This window comes from Streptomyces sp. ISL-94 (assembly GCF_018614075.1).
Classification (GTDB): domain Bacteria; phylum Actinomycetota; class Actinomycetes; order Streptomycetales; family Streptomycetaceae; genus Streptomyces.
In genome coordinates this window covers 19,826-35,434 of the sequence record NZ_JAGGOZ010000083.1, presented here as the reverse complement: position 1 = coordinate 35,434, position 15,609 = coordinate 19,826, and the positions used below count along the sequence as shown (strand labels likewise).

The 15,609-nt window shown below is 73.4% G+C and carries 14 protein-coding genes; 4 read left to right on the top strand and 10 right to left on the bottom strand.

The window, feature by feature from the left end:
• Positions 1 to 18: 18 nt before the first annotated feature.
• The 3 genes from J7E94_RS24670 to recA form a co-directional block, all read right to left on the bottom strand.
• Entirely contained in the window at positions 19 to 1,233 is a 1,215-nt protein-coding gene (locus J7E94_RS24670) for an RNA-guided endonuclease TnpB family protein (RefSeq protein WP_215018981.1), read from the bottom strand.
• Positions 1,234 to 1,315: 82 nt separating this feature from the next.
• Positions 1,316 to 1,882, bottom strand: coding sequence for a recombination regulator RecX (recX, locus tag J7E94_RS24665; RefSeq protein WP_215018980.1), 567 nt, complete (start codon positions 1,880 to 1,882; stop codon positions 1,316 to 1,318).
• A gap of 3 nt (positions 1,883 to 1,885) precedes the next feature.
• On the bottom strand, positions 1,886 to 3,004 hold the full coding sequence (gene recA, locus J7E94_RS24660) for a recombinase RecA (protein ID WP_215018979.1): 1,119 nt from the start codon (positions 3,002 to 3,004) through the stop codon (positions 1,886 to 1,888).
• A 238-nt stretch (positions 3,005 to 3,242) separates the two neighbouring features.
• Here recA and J7E94_RS24655 point away from each other — a divergent pair, with 238 nt between their 5' ends.
• Complete coding sequence (locus J7E94_RS24655; protein ID WP_215018978.1) at positions 3,243 to 3,998, top strand: Clp protease N-terminal domain-containing protein; 756 nt, start codon at positions 3,243 to 3,245, stop codon at positions 3,996 to 3,998.
• Here the strand turns inward: J7E94_RS24655 and J7E94_RS24650 are convergent.
• Positions 3,952 to 5,040, bottom strand: coding sequence for an AI-2E family transporter (locus tag J7E94_RS24650; protein WP_285440822.1), 1,089 nt, complete (start codon positions 5,038 to 5,040; stop codon positions 3,952 to 3,954). The two genes, J7E94_RS24655 and J7E94_RS24650, sit on opposite strands and share 47 nt — an antisense overlap.
• 228 nt (positions 5,041 to 5,268) lie before the next feature.
• Positions 5,269 to 5,463, bottom strand: a complete 195-nt coding sequence (locus J7E94_RS24645; RefSeq protein ID WP_215018977.1) for a DUF3046 domain-containing protein — start codon at positions 5,461 to 5,463, stop codon at positions 5,269 to 5,271.
• Positions 5,464 to 5,544: 81 nt separating this feature from the next.
• Here J7E94_RS24645 and J7E94_RS24640 point away from each other — a divergent pair, with 81 nt between their 5' ends.
• Positions 5,545 to 6,510, top strand: a complete 966-nt coding sequence (locus J7E94_RS24640; RefSeq protein ID WP_215018976.1) for a hypothetical protein — start codon at positions 5,545 to 5,547, stop codon at positions 6,508 to 6,510.
• Here J7E94_RS24640 and J7E94_RS24635 read toward each other — a convergent pair.
• The 3 genes from J7E94_RS24635 to J7E94_RS24625 all read right to left on the bottom strand — a co-directional run bounded on the left by J7E94_RS24635 (position 6,479) and on the right by J7E94_RS24625 (position 8,679).
• On the bottom strand, positions 6,479 to 6,787 hold the full coding sequence (locus J7E94_RS24635; protein ID WP_215018975.1) for an AzlD domain-containing protein: 309 nt from the start codon (positions 6,785 to 6,787) through the stop codon (positions 6,479 to 6,481). The genes J7E94_RS24640 and J7E94_RS24635 overlap by 32 nt on opposite strands.
• Positions 6,784 to 7,485 (bottom strand): AzlC family ABC transporter permease, encoded by a 702-nt coding sequence (locus J7E94_RS24630; RefSeq protein WP_215018974.1) that lies wholly within the window; start codon positions 7,483 to 7,485, stop codon positions 6,784 to 6,786. The genes J7E94_RS24635 and J7E94_RS24630 overlap by 4 nt, the downstream gene beginning before the upstream one ends.
• Before the next feature lie 252 nt (positions 7,486 to 7,737).
• Complete coding sequence (locus J7E94_RS24625) at positions 7,738 to 8,679, bottom strand: AraC family transcriptional regulator (RefSeq protein WP_215018973.1); 942 nt, start codon at positions 8,677 to 8,679, stop codon at positions 7,738 to 7,740.
• An 80-nt stretch (positions 8,680 to 8,759) separates the two neighbouring features.
• On the opposite strand from J7E94_RS24625, the gene J7E94_RS24620 reads away from it, so the two are divergent.
• A complete protein-coding gene (locus tag J7E94_RS24620; protein ID WP_215018972.1) occupies positions 8,760 to 13,355 on the top strand; it encodes an ATP-dependent helicase in 4,596 nt (1,531 codons plus the stop codon).
• Between the two features lie 94 nt (positions 13,356 to 13,449).
• Here the strand turns inward: J7E94_RS24620 and J7E94_RS24615 are convergent, their stop codons facing one another.
• Positions 13,450 to 14,157 (bottom strand): NADPH-dependent F420 reductase, encoded by a 708-nt coding sequence (locus tag J7E94_RS24615; RefSeq protein WP_215018971.1) that lies wholly within the window; start codon positions 14,155 to 14,157, stop codon positions 13,450 to 13,452.
• A 131-nt stretch (positions 14,158 to 14,288) separates the two neighbouring features.
• The gene (locus tag J7E94_RS24610; protein ID WP_215018970.1) at positions 14,289 to 15,152 is read right to left on the bottom strand and encodes a PaaX family transcriptional regulator C-terminal domain-containing protein; all 864 of its coding nucleotides are present in this window, start codon (positions 15,150 to 15,152) and stop codon (positions 14,289 to 14,291) included.
• Here J7E94_RS24610 and J7E94_RS24605 point away from each other — a divergent pair.
• The gene (locus J7E94_RS24605) at positions 15,141 to 15,404 is read left to right on the top strand and encodes a hypothetical protein (RefSeq protein ID WP_215018969.1); all 264 of its coding nucleotides are present in this window, start codon (positions 15,141 to 15,143) and stop codon (positions 15,402 to 15,404) included. The genes J7E94_RS24610 and J7E94_RS24605 overlap by 12 nt on opposite strands.
• Positions 15,405 to 15,609 lie beyond the last annotated feature (205 nt).

Genomic DNA, 15,609 nt, shown 5'->3' with positions numbered 1-15,609 from the left:
AAACGAGGGGGCTTCTCGCTATGCCGGGTTGGCATCGCGGCGGACCAGCCCGGCCCGTAGAACGTTGACAGCTCCGACTGTGTCGGCGTGCGCGGTGTGGCCGCAGGCGACGCAGTGGAACTTGTCCTGTGTGGTCCGGTTTTGCTTGGCGGTGTGCCCGCATTCGGGGCACTCGCGGGAGGTGTTGCGGGGGTCCACGGCGATCACTTCCCGTCCGGCGCTCTCAGCCTTGGCGTGCAGGATCGTCAGGAACACCCCCCATCCAGCATCGGCAATACTGCGGTTGAGCCCGGCCTTGGCAGCGGCCCCGTTGGGCAGGAAGCCGCCCGGCTTGTCGGGGTCGGGCTTCGGCGCGGGGGCCTTGCTCATGTTGCGGATCTTGAGGTCCTCGTGCGCGATGAACTCGTGCTCACGGACCAGACCGAGGGCGGTCTTGTGCGCGTGATCGAGCCGCTGGCGACGGACCTTGCCGTGCAGCCCCGCGACCTTCTCCACGGCGCGCTGATGGTTGGCGGTGCGATCCTTGGCCTTGCGACGCGGGAACCGGGACAGGGCCTGTTGCGCGGCTTCGAGTTTCGCGGCAGCGGCGCGTCCGTGGCGCGGGTTGGGGACGAAGCCGCCGTTCGAGTCGGCGAGGAAGTTCGCTATGCCCATGTCGACGCCGACGACACTGCCGGTGGCGGGCAGCGGCTCGGGCGGTGCCTGCTCTGCGGTCAGCACGACGAACCACTTACGGCCCTCACGCTTGACCGAGACGGTCTTGACCTTGCCGACCACAACGCGGTGCTGATTGACCTTCACGTGCCCGACGCCCTGGAAGCGGACGCGGGTGACCGGATCGTGCGGAGTCGAGTTCCACCGGCAGCCGTCCCCGTCCTTCGGGAACTCCACCGTGTCGAACCAGTTCACACCCCGAAAGCGCGGGTAGCCGGGGGTGTCCCCGGCCTTGACCCGGCGGAAGAACGCGGAGAACGCCTTGTCGAGCCGGCGCAACGTCGCCTGCTGCGAGGAGAACGACCAGCGGCCCTGACGCTCCGGGTCGAACGCCCGGATCTCCTTGAGCTGCCCGGACTGCATCCCGTACTTGACGCTCGTCTTCGAGCTGTGCCGGTAGGCGTCGCGGCGTTCCTGCAACGCCCCATTGTAGAGCGAGCAGTGATCCCGCAGCATCTCGCCGAGCGCGATCGCCTGGCCCACGGTGGGCCGCATGAGGAACTTGTACGCACGGATCATCCAGCCCACCCCCTCGGTCGAGCCTGCTCTGGCGTACCCCGGCGTCTGCACCCGGGGGCTGCCCCCACTCGGGGCCACCGGCTCACTCCCCCGGGTACCCGAGTTCGTCGGTGTCCTCGCCCTCCGACTCCAGCGCGCGGCGGACCACCCGCAGGGCCATGCCCTCCGGGTAACCCTTGCGGGCGAGCATCCCGGCGAGGCGCCTGATCCGCTTGTCGCGCTCCAGGCCGCGGGTGGAGCGGAGCTTGCGCTCCACGAGCTCCCGGGCGGTCTGCTCCTCCTGCTCGGAGTCGAGCTGACCCAGCGCCTCCTCCACGAGGGTGGCGTGCACCCCCTTGGTCCGGAGCTCCTGCGCGAGCGCCCGGCGGGCCAGACCCCGGCCGCGGTGCCGGGACTCGACCCAGGCTCCGGCGAAGGCGGCGTCGTCGATCAGGCCCACCTCCTCGTACCGGGAGAGGACCTGCTGCGACACCTCCTCGGGGATGCCCCGCTTGTGCAGGGCGTCCGCGAGCTGGCGCCGGGTGCGCGGGCTCCCGGTGAGCAGGCGCAGGCAGATCGCCCGTGCCTGCTCCTCGGGGCTCTGGGGCGGCAGTTCCTGGCGGCTTTCACGGCCGCCCCGGCTCTCGCCGCCCCCTTCCTGCTCCCGCACGGGTCAGCTCTTGGCGACGGCGGCCTTGGCCGTCGTCTTGGCCTTCGTCGCCGGGGCGGGCACGGCGGCGGCCGTGCCGTCGGCCGCTGCGGCACCGGCCTCGGCGGTGGCCGTCTCGGCGTCCTTGCGGACCCCCACGCCCAGCTTCTCCTTGATCTTCCGCTCGATCTCGTCGGAGAGGGCGGGGTTGTCGCAGAGGAACTTCCGCGCGTTCTCCTTGCCCTGGCCGAGCTGGTCGCCCTCGTACGTGTACCAGGCGCCGGCCTTGCGCACGAAGCCGTGCTCCACACCCATGTCGATCAGGCCGCCCTCGCGGCTGATGCCGTGGCCGTAGAGGATGTCGAACTCGGCCTGCTTGAACGGCGGCGCGACCTTGTTCTTGACGACCTTGACGCGGGTGCGGTTGCCGACCGCGTCCGTGCCGTCCTTGAGGGTCTCGATGCGGCGGATGTCGAGACGTACAGAGGCGTAGAACTTCAGCGCGCGGCCACCGGTGGTGGTCTCCGGCGAGCCGAACATCACACCGATCTTCTCGCGGAGCTGGTTGATGAAGATCGCGGTGGTCTTGGACTGGTTGAGCGCACCGGTGATCTTCCGGAGCGCCTGGCTCATCAGGCGGGCCTGGAGGCCCACGTGCGAGTCGCCCATCTCGCCCTCGATCTCGGCGCGCGGCACGAGGGCCGCCACGGAGTCGATGACGATCAGGTCGAGGGCACCGGAGCGGACAAGCATGTCCACGATCTCCAGCGCCTGCTCGCCGGTGTCCGGCTGCGACAGGATGAGGTTGTCGGTGTCGACACCGAGGGCCTTCGCGTACTCGGGGTCGAGCGCGTGCTCGGCGTCCACGAAGGCGACGGTGCCGCCGGCCTTCTGCGCGTTGGCCACGGCGTGCAGGGTCAGGGTCGTCTTACCGGAGGACTCCGGCCCGTACACCTCGATCACGCGGCCGCGGGGCAGCCCGCCCACGCCGAGGGCGATGTCCAGCGCGGTCGACCCGGTGGGGATGACCTCGATGGGGTCGTTCGGCTTGTCGCCGAGGCGCATGACCGCACCCTTGCCGAATTGCCGTTCAATCTGTGCGAGCGCGGCGTCGAGAGCCTTCTCGCGGTCGGTGCCTGCCATGGGTTCCACCCGGTTTGCTTGAGTCGATCGCTTCACGCCATTGACGCTAGTGCCTGCCACTGACAATGCGCCTCCACGACCGGTTCGGCTGTGGATAACTCATCAGAATGGATGTTCGATTTCCCTGTCAAGCTCGCCACGCGGGACCCCCGGAGCCGCCCCGCAAGGCCGCAGGACCGCGGGTCGAACTGACAACCAGAGGTTGACACCCCTGGGCTGTCAACCTACGGTTGCACTCATGACGAATCCCTCCGTGGAACCCGTTCGCATGACGAATCCGGTACGCCTCGACGACCTCATCGAGGCCATCAAGCAGGTCCACACCGACACCCTGGAGCAGCTCAGCGACGCCGTCGTCGCCGCCGAGCACCTCGGCGACGTGGCGGACCACCTCATCGGCCACTTCGTCGACCAGGCCCGCCGCTCCGGCGCCTCCTGGACCGACATCGGCCGGAGCATGGGCGTCACCCGCCAGGCCGCCCAGAAGCGCTTCGTCCCCAAGGCGGACAAGGAGGGAGACCCCGGCCTCGACCCCAACCAGGGCTTCGGCCGGTTCACTCCCCGTGCCCGCAACGTCGTCATGGCCGCGCAGAACGAGGCCCGCGCCGCCGGCGGCACCGAGATCCGCACCGAGCACCTGGTCCTGGGCCTGCTGGCCGAGCCCGAGGGCCTCGCGGGCCTCGCCCTGCGCGCCCAGGGGGTCGAGGCGGACGACGTACGCGCCGCCGCGGCCGCCGTCCTGTCCCCGGCCCAGGCGGAGGTACCCGACCTGATCCCCTTCGACGCGTCCGCCAAGAAGGCCCTGGAGCTCACCTTCCGCGAGGCGCTGCGCCTGGGCCACGACTTCGTCGGCACCGAGCACATCCTGCTCGCGCTCCTGGAGCAGGAGAACGGCGAGGGCGTGCTCAGCGGCCTCGGCGTGGTGAAGGAGGCCGTCGAGACGACCGTCAGCGAAACCTTGGCAGTCGTACTCGGCGGCGCGGACGGGAAGTAGACGACTCCGCGTCCCGCGTCAGCTCGTACCGCTTCACGTACGCACCGAGGAACGCCTGCAGCGTGGCGACGGCCGGGATCGCGACGAGCGCCCCGACCGCGCCCAGCAGGGCCGTGCCCGCGATCACCGAGCCGAAGGCCACCGCGGGGTGGATGTCCACCGTCTTCGAGGTCAGCTTCGGCTGGAGGACGTAGTTCTCGAACTGCTGGTAGATCACCACGAAGCCGAGGACGTACAGCGCGTACCAGGGGTTGACGGTGAAGGCGATCAGCATCGGCAGCGCGCCCGCGAGATAGGTGCCGATGGTGGGGATGAACTGGGAGACCAGGCCCACCCACACGGCGAGCGCGGGCGCGTACGGCACTCCGAGGATCACCAGCACGATGTAGTGCGCGACGCCGGAGATGAGCGCCATCAGGCCGCGCGAGTAGAGGTAGCCGCCGGTCTTGGTGACGGCGATCTCCCAGGCGCGCAGCACCTCGGACTGCTTCGCGGGCGGCAGTACGGAGCACAGCGCGCGCCGCAGCCGCGGCCCGTCGGCGGCGAAGTAGAAGGAGAACAGCCCGATCGTCAGCAGCTTGAAGAGTCCGCCGAGCACGGTGGTGGACACGTCGAGCACGCCGGTCGCGCTGTTCTGCACGTACTTGCGCAGCCAGTCGGAGCGCAGCAGGCTGTCCTGGATCTCCAGCCGGGACAGGTCGGTGTGGAAGGTGCGGTTGATCGAGTCGATCACCGAGTCGAAGTAGCGCGGGAAGCCTTCCACCATCTCGATGATCTGCCCGGCGAGCATCGAGCCGAGCAGTGTGAGGAAGCCGGCGCCCGCGGCGAACACCCCGAGGAACACCAGGAAGGTGGCGAGCCCGCGGCGCATTCCGCGGGCCGCCATCCGGGACACCGCCGGCTCGATCGCGAGGGCGAGGAAGAACGCGATCAGGATGTTGATCAGCAGCCCGATCAACTGGTGGAAGGCCCAGCTGCCGAGCTGGAAACAGGCGACCAGGGCCAGTACGAGCACCACGGCGCGCGGCAGCCATCGCGGCATCCGCGCCTCCGCTCCGCCCCCGGCCGCGGGCCTGCCGCCCCCGGGTGGGCCTGCGACGCGGGCCGGGTCGGCCGGCCAGGCCGGCGTCGCTTCCGCAGCCCCCTGGGGTCCTTCGGGCCGGTCGTTCGTCTCATCAGTGGCTGCCACACGGCCAAGTCTGGCCCACCGGGGGCCCGTACCGTAAAAGCGGCCCAGCTCAGCGCCGTCCAGCGCGGCTCAGCACGCAGCTCAGCGCCGCTCGGCCGGCACGTCCATCGCCGAACACACCGCCCGCCACACGTCCTTGGCCTCCCAGCCCGCGTCCAGTGCCTGGTGGACGGTCCGTCCGCCCAGCTCCGTCATGACGTGGTCGCGTGCGAAGGAGTCGGCGTAGCCCTCACCGAAGTGCTCCGCCATCCGCTCCCAGAAAATCGTCAACCGCATGAGGCCAGTATCCAGCTCCGGAGAGTGCACCCGCCCCGTTCGTCCCCCCTCGCCGCATCACGGCGCCCTACGGTTTCTCGCATGCCTGGAGACGAAGCCCCCTCGTCGGCGGCCCCGGCCCCGCTGGCCCGCGCCGAGCAGTTCATCTGGCTCACGGCCCGCGTGCTGGAGCAGCGGCGGTTCGCGTTCCACTTCCTCGGCGGGGACGCCGATGCGGTGGACACCGCCCTCTGCTCCTACCTCAACGGCGACGGCGGCTACGGGCACGCGCTCGATCCGGACCTGCGCGGCCCGCTCAGCCAGCCCCTGCACACCGCGCACGCGCTGCGCGTCCTGGACAGCCTGGGCCGCTGCGCCGGTCAGCGCATCGAGCGGCTCTGCCGCCACCTGACCCGGGTCTCCACCCCGGACGGGGCGCTTCCGGTGGTCTTCCCCGCCCCGCGCGGCTACCCCGTGGCGCCCTACCACCCGGTCTTCGACGACCCGCCGGGCGAGCTGCTGGCCACGGGCCCGGTCGTGGGCGTCCTGCACCGCAACCGGATCTGGCACGCCTGGCTGTTCCGGGCCACGGACTTCTGCTGGGACCGGGTCGAGGGCCTGCGCCGCTCGCATCCGTACGAGGTCCAGAGCGCGGTGGCCTTCCTCGACGGCTCCTCCGACCGGGCCCGCGCGGTGGCGGCCGCGGACCGGCTGGGTCGGCTCGTGCGCGAGCAGCGGCTCGTGGTGCTGGATCCGCGGCGGCGGCACGCGTACCCGCCGGCCCCCGGCTACGCGCCGGGCGAGCAGCTGTACCCGCACGACTTCGCGCGGCGGCCGGAGTCGCTGGCCCGGAGCTGGTTCACCGACGAGGAGCTGCGCCGCTCGCTGGACTTCCTGGCCGCCGAGCAGCAGGCGGACGGCGGCTGGCCGGTGCGCCGCCGGGCCTGGGCGCCGGGCAGCGCGCTGGAGCGGCGCCCGATCGCGACCCTGGAGGCCCTGCTCACCCTGCGGGCGTACGGCCGCCCGCTCGGCCCGGCTAGCCGCCCAGGGCCCGGACACCCGCGGTGACGGCGACGGCGGCCGCGACGACCAGCAGGAACGGGGCTCGCAGCAGCAGGGCGATCGCGGCGGCCGCGAGCCCGGCGGCGCGGGCGTCCAGGACGAGGGCGTGCCCGGTGCTGAAGGTCTGCTGGGCGGTGAGCGCGGCGAGCAGTGCGACCGGCAGCAGGGCGGCGAGGCGGCGCACCAGCGGCCGTTCCAGGGCCCCGGCGGGGACGAGCAGCCCGGCGAGCTTGACGGCGTAGCAGCCGACGACCGTGAGCCCGATGGCGATCCAGACGTTCACGAGCGGCGTCCCTTCATCCACAGCACGGCCGGCGCGGCCAGCGCGGCGATCAGTACGGGCACTCCGGCGGGCAGCACGGGCAGGAAGCCGAGCCCGAGGACGAGCGCGAGGGCGGCGACCGCCCGCTCGGTGGAGGTCTTCAGCATCGGCGCGAGCAGCGCCAGGAACACGGCGGGGCCGGCGGCGTCCAGCCCCCACGCGGAGGTGTCGCCGATGGCCTCGGCGCCGAGCGCGCCCAGCAGGGTGGTGAGGTTCCACAGCACGTACAGGCTGAGCCCGGTGACGCCGAACCCGAGGCGGGCCGACTTCCGGTCGGACTGCGCCAGTGCCACGGCGGTGGTCTCGTCGATCACCCAGTGCGCGGCGAAGGGCCGCAGGGCGCGCGGCAGGGCGAGCAGCTGCGACAGCCGCAGCCCGTAGAAGGCGTTCCGCGTCCCGAGGAAGAAGGCCCCGGCGGCGGCCGTGAACGGGTTCCCGCCGGCCGCCAGAGCCCCGACCAGCGCGAACTGCGAGGCGCCGGTGAAGACGAGCAGGCTCAGTACGCAGGCCTGCGCCACGCTGATCCCCGCCCCGGCCGCGGTCACCCCGAATGCGAACCCGGACAGCCCGACGGCCACCCCGACCCCGAGCGCGTCCCGGACGACAGCGGCCCGCGGCCGCTCGGCGGCGACCCCCTCGGGGGTCTCCTGTATCACCATCTGATGTTCTCCCACGCCCCGAAACTACGCAGGGCGAGGCGGCCGGGTCTTGTACGTTCTTGCGCGCGCCCGGCGTGCGCTCGGTGTGCGCCCGGCGTGCGTCCCGCGCTCGCCGTCACGGACTCACCGTCCCGCGGCACCGGCACGCAGTCACCGTCCCGCACTCCCCGTCCCGCGGCACCGGCACGCAGTCACCGTCCCGCAGTCCCCGGCCCGCGCCACCGGCACGCAGTCACCCTCCCGCGCCCACCGTCACGCGCGGCCGGCCGCATCCGGGCCCGCGGCACGGTCACGGGACCTCGTCCCGCCGGCCCGTCCCCGTTCCATGCGGTACGCGCCCGGCGGCACGCCCACGATCCGGGTGAAGTGCCGGTTCAGGTGGGGCTGGTCGGTGAAGCCGACGGCGACGGCCGCCTCCGCGGGCGGGGTGCCCGCGTCGAGCAGCCGCCGGGCCCGCCGGACCCGGGCGTCGGTCAGCCAGGTGTGCGGCGGCATCCCGTACCGCTCCCGGAAGGCCCGCAGCAGGGCGAAGGGGCTCGTCCCCAGCTCCGCCGCGAGCTGTTCCAGCGACGGCGGCTCGGCCATCCGGCCCTCCAGTACGCTCCGGGCCCGCTCGGCGTCGGCGGCGCCCGCGCGCCGTACCGTACGGGCGGGCAGCGGGCCCGCGTGCCGGCTGAGCATCCGCGCCACCACGCCGCGCAGCAGCGTGTCGGCGGCCAGCGCGTTCCCGGCCTCGGCGGCCCGGTGGACCTCGGTGATCACCTGGGAGCCCTGCGGGTCGGCGACCATGTCGGCGGTGAAACCGGGGGTGCCGCGCAGGGTGCCGATCTCGGCGGCGACCTCGGTGATCAGCTCGCGGGAGGGGTAGAGCGTGGCGTACGCCCAGCCCTCGGGCACTCCTGCGCGCGCGGTGTGCGCCACCTCGGGGTTGATCAGGACGACGGTGCCCGGCCCGGCCCGTACGGTGCCGCCGGGGAGCCCGATCTCCTCGATGCCGCCGGTGACGGCCGCGATGACGTAGCCCTCGTGGGCGTGGCGCGGGAAGGTGTGGCGTACGTAGTGGGCGCGCAGCAGGTCCAGTCCGGGCAGCTCGGGGTACTGCCAGTGCCGGGCCCACTCCCGGTCGCCCCGGCCTTCCCGGCTCTCCCGGCCGGCGCGGCGCACCTCGGCCCCGTCCTTCCCCGTCGTCCCCATCTCCCCATTCTGCGCCCCTCCGGGCAGGGGTGTTCTCGCAGGTCCGGCCCGTTGTCAGTGCCGGGGTGCAGGATGGGGGCATGTCCGGCTCCGCGCTCGAATCGTTCTCCCCCGCGACCCGCTCCTGGTTCACGGGGGCCTTCGTCGAGCCCACTTCCGCCCAGGAGGGCGCCTGGCGGGCGATCGGGGCGGGCTCGGACGTGCTGGTCGTGGCGCCCACCGGCTCCGGCAAGACCCTGGCCGCCTTCCTCGCCGCCCTCGACCAGCTGGCCTCGACCCCGCCGCCGGCCGAGCCCAGGAAGCGCTGCCGGGTGCTGTACGTATCGCCGCTGAAGGCCTTGGCCGTGGACGTGGAGCGCAATCTCCGCAGCCCGCTGACCGGCATCCGCCAGGAGTCCGTACGGCTCGGGCTGCCCGAGCCGGAGATCCGGGTCGGTATCCGCTCCGGGGACACCCCGCCGGCCGAGCGGCGGGCGCTGGCCACCCGGCCGCCGGACATCCTCATCACCACTCCGGAGTCCCTCTTCCTGATGCTGACCTCGGCCGCCCGGGAAGCCCTGGCCGGGATCGAGACCGTGATCCTGGACGAGGTGCACGCGGTCGCCGGGACCAAGCGCGGCGCCCACCTCGCGCTCTCCTTGGAGCGGCTGGACGAGCTGCTGCCGCGCCCGGCGCGCCGGATCGGCCTGTCGGCGACGGTCCGGCCGGTGGACGAAGTCGCCCGGTACCTCGCGCCGCGCGGCAAGGTGGAGATCGTCCAGCCTCCGTCGACCAAGGAGTTCGACCTGTCGGTGGTCGTCCCCGTGCAGGACATGGGCGAGTTGGGCGGCTCCCCGGCCACCGAAGGCAAGGAGGGCGGCGACAAGCCGTCCATCTGGCCTCATGTGGAGGAGCGGATCGCCGATCTGGTCCAGGCCCACCGCTCGACGATCGTGTTCGCCAACTCCCGGCGCCTCGCCGAGCGGCTGTGCAACCGGCTCAACGAGATCGCGTACGAACGCGCGACCGGCGAGCAGTTGGCCGACGGGGCACCGCCCCCGGCCGAGATCATGGCCCAGTCGGGCGCCGCCCACGGCGCCCCGCCGCTGCTGGCCCGCGCGCACCACGGCTCGGTGTCCAAGGAGCAGCGGGCGCTGGTGGAGGAGGATCTGAAGGCGGGCCGGCTGCCCGCCGTGGTCGCCACCTCCAGCCTGGAGCTGGGCATCGACATGGGCGCGGTGGACCTGGTGGTCCAGGTGGAGTCCCCGCCGTCGGTGGCCTCCGGGCTCCAGCGCGTGGGCCGGGCCGGGCACCAGGTGGGCGCGGTCTCCACCGGTGTGGTCTTCCCCAAGTACCGGGGCGACCTGGTGCAGGCGGCCGTGGTCACCGAGCGGATGCGCACCGGGTCGATCGAGTCCCTGCGGATCCCCTCCAACCCCCTCGACGTCCTCGCCCAGCAGCTCGTGGCGATGACCGCCATGGACACCTGGCAGCTGGACGACCTCCTCGCCCTGGTCCGTCGGGCGGCGCCCTTCGCGGCGCTGCCCGAGTCGGCGTTCACGGCGGTCCTCGACATGCTGGCGGGCCGCTATCCCTCGGACGCGTTCGCCGAGCTCAGACCCCGGGTGGTGTGGGACCGCGTGGCCGGGACGATCACCGGCCGGCCCGGGGCCCAGCGCCTCGCCGTGACCTCGGGCGGCACCATCCCGGACCGGGGCCTCTTCGGCGTCTTCCTCGCGGGCTCGGACCCCAAGAAGGGCGGCGGCCGGGTCGGCGAGCTGGACGAGGAGATGGTCTACGAGTCCCGCGTCGGGGACGTCTTCACCCTCGGCACCACCTCCTGGCGGATCGAGGACATCACCCGCGACCGCGTCCTGGTCACCCCGGCGCCCGGGGTGCCGGGACGGCTGCCGTTCTGGAAGGGCGACCAGCTGGGCCGCCCGCTCGAACTGGGCCGCGCGGTCGGCGCGTTCCTGCGCGAGCTCGGAGCCCTGACCGAGGAGGACGGCCGCCTGCGCCTGCTGGCGGCCGGCCTGGACGCCTGGGCCGCCGAGAACGTCCTGGCCTACCTCGCCGAGCAGCGCGAGGCCTGCGGTCACGTGCCGGACGACCGGACCATCGTCGTCGAGCGGTTCCGCGACGAGCTCGGCGACTGGCGGGTCGTGGTCCACTCCCCCTTCGGCGCGCAGGTGCACGCCCCGTGGGCGCTGGCGCTGAGCGCCCGCCTCGCCGAGAAGTACGGCATGGACGCGCAGGTCATGCACGCCGATGACGGGATCGTGCTCCGCCTCCCCGACGCCGACCTGCTCAGCATGGACCTGCTGGACCACGACCCCGCAGCCGTGCAGTCCTTCGAGTTCGACGACGAGCAGGCCCCGCTCGGCGCGGCCGATGTCGCCTTCGACCACGGCGACATCAACCAGCTCGTGACCGACCAGGTCGGCGGCTCGGCCCTGTTCGCCTCCCGGTTCCGCGAGTGCGCGGCCCGCGCCCTGCTGCTGCCGCGGCGCAGTCCGGGCAAGCGCACGCCCTTGTGGCAGCAGCGCCAGCGCGCCTCCCAACTCCTCCAGGTGGCCTCGGAGTTCGGCTCCTTCCCGATCGTGCTGGAAGCCGTACGCGAATGCCTCCAGGACGTCTTCGACGTGCCCGGCCTGACCGAGCTGATGGGCGACATCGAAGCGCGCCGGGTCCGCCTGGTCGAGGTCACCACCCCCGAACCGTCCCCCTTCGCGCGGTCGTTGCTCTTCGGGTACGTCGCCCAGTTCCTCTACGAGGGGGACTCGCCCCTCGCCGAGCGCAGGGCGGCGGCGCTCTCGCTGGACTCCCGCATGCTGGCCGAGCTGCTCGGCCAGGCGGAGCTGCGCGAACTGCTCGATGCGGAGGTGCTGGAGGAGCTGGAGCGGGAGCTGCAGTGGCGCACCGAGGACCGCCGGGCCAAGGACGCCGAGTCGGTGGCGGACCTGCTGCGGCTGCTGGGCCCGCTGACGGATGCCGAGCTGGCCGAGCGCGGGGCGGACGCGTCCTGGGTGCGCGAGCTGTCCGCGGCCCGCCGCGCCATCCGGGTCCGGATCGGCGGCGCGGACCACTGGGCGGCGATCGAGGACGCGGGCCGGCTGCGGGACGCGCTGGGCACCGCGCTCCCGGTCGGTGTGCCGGAGGCCTTCACCGAGCCGGTCAAGGATCCGCTGGGCGATCTCCTCGCCCGGTACGCCCGTACGCACGGACCGTTCACGACGGCCGCCGTGGCCGGCCGCTTCGGCCTGGGGGCGGCGGTGACCGAGGGCGCCCTGCACCGCCTCGCGGCGGCCGGCCGTGTGGTCCAGGGCGAGTTCCATCCGGCGGGCATCGGCCAGGAGTGGTGCGACGCGGCAGTGCTGCGCAGGCTCCGCCGCCGCTCCCTGGCCGCGCTGCGCCAGGAGCTGGAGCCGGTCCCGCCGACCTCGCTGGCCACCTTCCTCCCGCAATGGCAGCACCTCGGCGGAGCCCTGCGCGGCATCGACGGCCTGGCCCGGGCGGTCGAGCAGCTCCAGGGAGCGCCGGTCCCGGCCTCCGCGCTGGAACGCCTGATCCTCCCTTCGCGGGTGAGCGGGTACTCCCCGGCCCTGCTGGACGAGCTGACCACCACCGGCGAGGTGGTGTGGGCGGGCGCCGGCGCCCTCCCCGGCAAGGACGGCTGGGTCTCCCTCTACCTGGCCGAGGCGGCCCCGCTGCTCCTGCCCCCGCCGCACCCGCTGGAGCAGAGCCCCCTCCACCAGGCGGTCCTGGCCTCCCTCTCGGGCGGGTACGGCCTGTTCTTCCGCCAGATCGCCGATTCCGTCCGCGCCGCCGGACTGCCCGAGGCCTCCGACATGGCCCTCGCCGAGGCGCTGTGGGATCTGGCCTGGTCGGGCCGGCTGACCAACGACACCCTGGCCCCGCTGCGGTCGCTGCTCGGCTCGGGCCGCACCGCGGGCTCCACGGCGCACCGGGCCCGGCGCACCATCCCCCGCGGCCGGTACGGCACGCTCGGCGCGACCGTGTCCCGCACCGGCCCGCCCACGGTCTCGGGCCGCTGGTCGGTCCTCCCGCCACAGGCACCCGACCCGACCCACCGCGCGCACGCCCTGGCCCGGACGTTGCTGGACCGGCACGGTGTGGTGACGCGGGGCGCGGTGGCGGCGGAGGGCATCGAAGGCGGCTTCAGCGCGGTCTACCGCGTCCTCTCGGCCTTCGAGGACAGCGGCCAGGCCCGTCGGGGCTATGTGGTCGAGGGGCTGGGCGCGGCCCAGTTCGCGATGGACGGCGCGGTGGACCGGCTCCGGGCCGCCGAGCGGACCCCGCCCCCGCTGGCGGCGGTGGTCCTCGCCGCCGCCGATCCGGCGAACGCGTACGGCGCGGCCCTGCCCTGGCCGGAGCCCCCGGCCGGGGCCACACACAAGCCGGGCCGCAAGGCGGGCTCCCTGGTGGTGCTGGTCGACGGCGAGCTCACCCTGTACCTGGAGCGCGGCGGCAAGACCCTGCTGGCCTGGCCGGACGCCGGGGACCCGCGGCTGACGGCGGCGGTCGCGGCCCTCGCCGCCGGCTCCCGCGCGGGCACCCTGCCGGCCCTCACGGTGGAGCGCATCAACGCCACCCCGGCCCTGACCTCCCCGCTGGGCGCCGCCCTGGAGTCGGCAGGCTTCCACGCGACCCCGAGAGGCCTGCGCCTGCGCTCCTAACCGGGCCCCGGGTCCGAATCCCAGGTCCCCGGATCCCGGATCGCGGATCGCGGTCCCGGATCCCGGTCCCGGGTCCCGGGTCCCGGGTCCCGGGTCAGCGCATCACCTTCACGCCGAACCGGGCACCGCCCAGCGCGAACTGGATGGCGCTGTGCATGTGGGAGTACATCTCCATGCCCCGGGAGCTGGCCAGCGGACCGAGGTCGAGGATGTCCTGCCAGCCGTAGGACCGCAGGAGCGCGGTGACCTCCGCCTTGGCGTCGTCGTGCTCCCCGGCGATGAACATCGTGTGGTCGCCGCGGGCCACGGCCTGCGGGTCGACGACGGTCTCCTGCTCCTGGGTGACACAGGCCTTGACGACCTTGACCTGCGGCAGGGCGCGCTGGATCCGCTCCCCCAGGCTGTCGTGGTCCACGGGGTCCAGGGCCGGCATCACCCCCCAGGGGGTGGGCCAGGGATGGGCCTGTTCGGGGTTGTAGACGAACGGAACGGCGTAGTCCATCAGCGTCTTGCCCGCGAGCTGCTGGTCGATGCCGCTGAGCACGCGCACCGCGCTGGCGCCGTCGATCCCGTTGATCACGAAGTCGGCGGCCGCCGCGGCCTCGCCGAAGCTCCCGAGCTCGATGCCCGGGTGGTTCGCGAACCACTGGCCGAAGGGTTCGATGCCCATGAAGTCCGGTTCGGTGCGGCCGAGGGTGGCCTGGTAGTCGCGGGTGCCGACGTAGACGTCGTGCCCGAGCTCCACCAGCTTGGCGGCGTGCGCGCGGCCTCCCGCGCCGGTGCCGAGGACTGCGACCTTCATTGGCGTTGCTCCGTTCCCTGTTCCGAGGCTGACCACTCGCACGCAGAGACTCACGGGGAGGCCGCCCCCCGGCGGCGGACGCGCAGGCAGAACCCGAACCGGCGCCGCGGATCGCCCAGGTGGCGGAGGAGCTACCCCGAGCGCGCGTCTTCAGCCGGCGGCCCGGTCTGCCGCTCCCGGGTGATGTCGGCGTAGAGGCGGAAGAGCACCGGTCGGGCCTCGACGTGGTCGCGTTCCTGGAGGGCCGCCCAGCACCGGGCCACGAGCCCCCGGGCCTCGGTGCCGGGCCAGGGCTGGGGCAGGAGCTGAGGCGGCAGCAGCGGGTCGGGCTCCATGGCGCGGGTGAGCTCGGCGGCCAGCTCGACCGCGATGGTCAGGAGTGCGGACGGGGAGAGTCCGTCAGGGCCGGTGAGCCGGTCGAGGCGGGGCCGGGCGATGCGGCCGAGGCGGTGGTACCGGTCGGCGATCTCCTGCAGCGGCCACAGGCGGCGGACGAGTTCGGCAGGCTCCTGGGTGCCGCCCCTGCGCAGGTCCGTCGTGGTGAGGAGGGTGAGGCCGCCGTGGGCGCCGAGGCGGTGGGCCGCGTCTTCGACGTACGGTTCCCAGGCGTTGGCGCAGACGTACAGGCCGCCCTGGAGCGGGGCGCCACCGAGGTGGACGAGCGTGTCGCGCAGGGCGTCGCGGGCCGTGCGCGCCGCTTCGGGCACCGCGAAGGCGGCCAGGTGCCAGACGCCGTCCCAGGGGGCGAGCCCGGCGTCCTGGTCGAATGCGTACTGGAGAAAGTCCGCGTTGGGGGCCAGGGCGCGCGTGGTGTCTTCGGTGGCGTGCAGCAGTGCCTTGCGGCCGCGGCCTTCGTGGGTGAACCGGTTCTCGGCCACGAGGCGTTTGACGCACAGCCGTACCTGCTGGTCGCTCATGCCGAGGGTCTCGGCGACGGTGTAGAGCTCGTCCGCGCTGACCGTGCCGTCCTCGCGGATCAGTGCGTGGACGAGCATGCGGGTGGGGATCTCGATACCGCCGACACGGAGCGCGCCTACCGCGAGGCGCTGGACGCCGGCGGCGCATTGAAGGTCGAGCACTACCCGGACGCGACTCATTCACTGCTCAAGCAGCCCATCGAGCGCTCGGCCCCCACCCTCACGCTCACCGCGCTCTTCTCCCCCCGCTCACTCTTCGCGGAGGGATTCCTCGACGACCAGCGGCAGTTCCTGAAGGACGTCGGCCGCGCCGGCAACGCCACCCCATGACCCTCCCGCGAAGCCGCCCCCGGCGCGGCACCTGCAAGCCCCAAAGCCCGCCGACCTGCGACCCACAAGGCCGGAGCCCAGAACCCGGCACCCGAGGCCCGGGGGCCGGAAGCCCCGAACCCGGGGCCGGGAGCCGGGAGGCGGGAGCCGCAGGCCAAGGGCCGGGAGCCGGGGCCGAGGCCAAGGGCCGGGAGCCGGGGCCGAG

Excerpts from the sequence above, each read along its gene's own strand:
- J7E94_RS24645 (WP_215018977.1), bottom strand. The coding sequence starts at position 5,463 with ATGCGGTTGACGATTTTCTGGGAGCGGATGGCGGAGCACTTCGGTGAG.
- J7E94_RS24620 (WP_215018972.1), top strand. The coding sequence starts at position 8,760 with ATGTCCGGCTCCGCGCTCGAATCGTTCTCCCCCGCGACCCGCTCCTGG.
- recA (WP_215018979.1), bottom strand. The coding sequence starts at position 3,004 with ATGGCAGGCACCGACCGCGAGAAGGCTCTCGACGCCGCGCTCGCACAG.
- J7E94_RS24670 (WP_215018981.1), bottom strand. The coding sequence starts at position 1,233 with ATGATCCGTGCGTACAAGTTCCTCATGCGGCCCACCGTGGGCCAGGCG.
- J7E94_RS24625 (WP_215018973.1), bottom strand. The coding sequence starts at position 8,679 with ATGGGGACGACGGGGAAGGACGGGGCCGAGGTGCGCCGCGCCGGCCGG.
- J7E94_RS24615 (WP_215018971.1), bottom strand. The coding sequence starts at position 14,157 with ATGAAGGTCGCAGTCCTCGGCACCGGCGCGGGAGGCCGCGCGCACGCC.
- J7E94_RS24630 (WP_215018974.1), bottom strand. The coding sequence starts at position 7,485 with ATGGTGATACAGGAGACCCCCGAGGGGGTCGCCGCCGAGCGGCCGCGG.
- J7E94_RS24640 (WP_215018976.1), top strand. The coding sequence starts at position 5,545 with ATGCCTGGAGACGAAGCCCCCTCGTCGGCGGCCCCGGCCCCGCTGGCC.
- J7E94_RS24655 (WP_215018978.1), top strand. The coding sequence starts at position 3,243 with ATGACGAATCCCTCCGTGGAACCCGTTCGCATGACGAATCCGGTACGC.
- J7E94_RS24610 (WP_215018970.1), bottom strand. The coding sequence starts at position 15,152 with ATGCTCGTCCACGCACTGATCCGCGAGGACGGCACGGTCAGCGCGGAC.
- J7E94_RS24650 (WP_285440822.1), bottom strand. The coding sequence starts at position 5,040 with ATGCCGCGATGGCTGCCGCGCGCCGTGGTGCTCGTACTGGCCCTGGTC.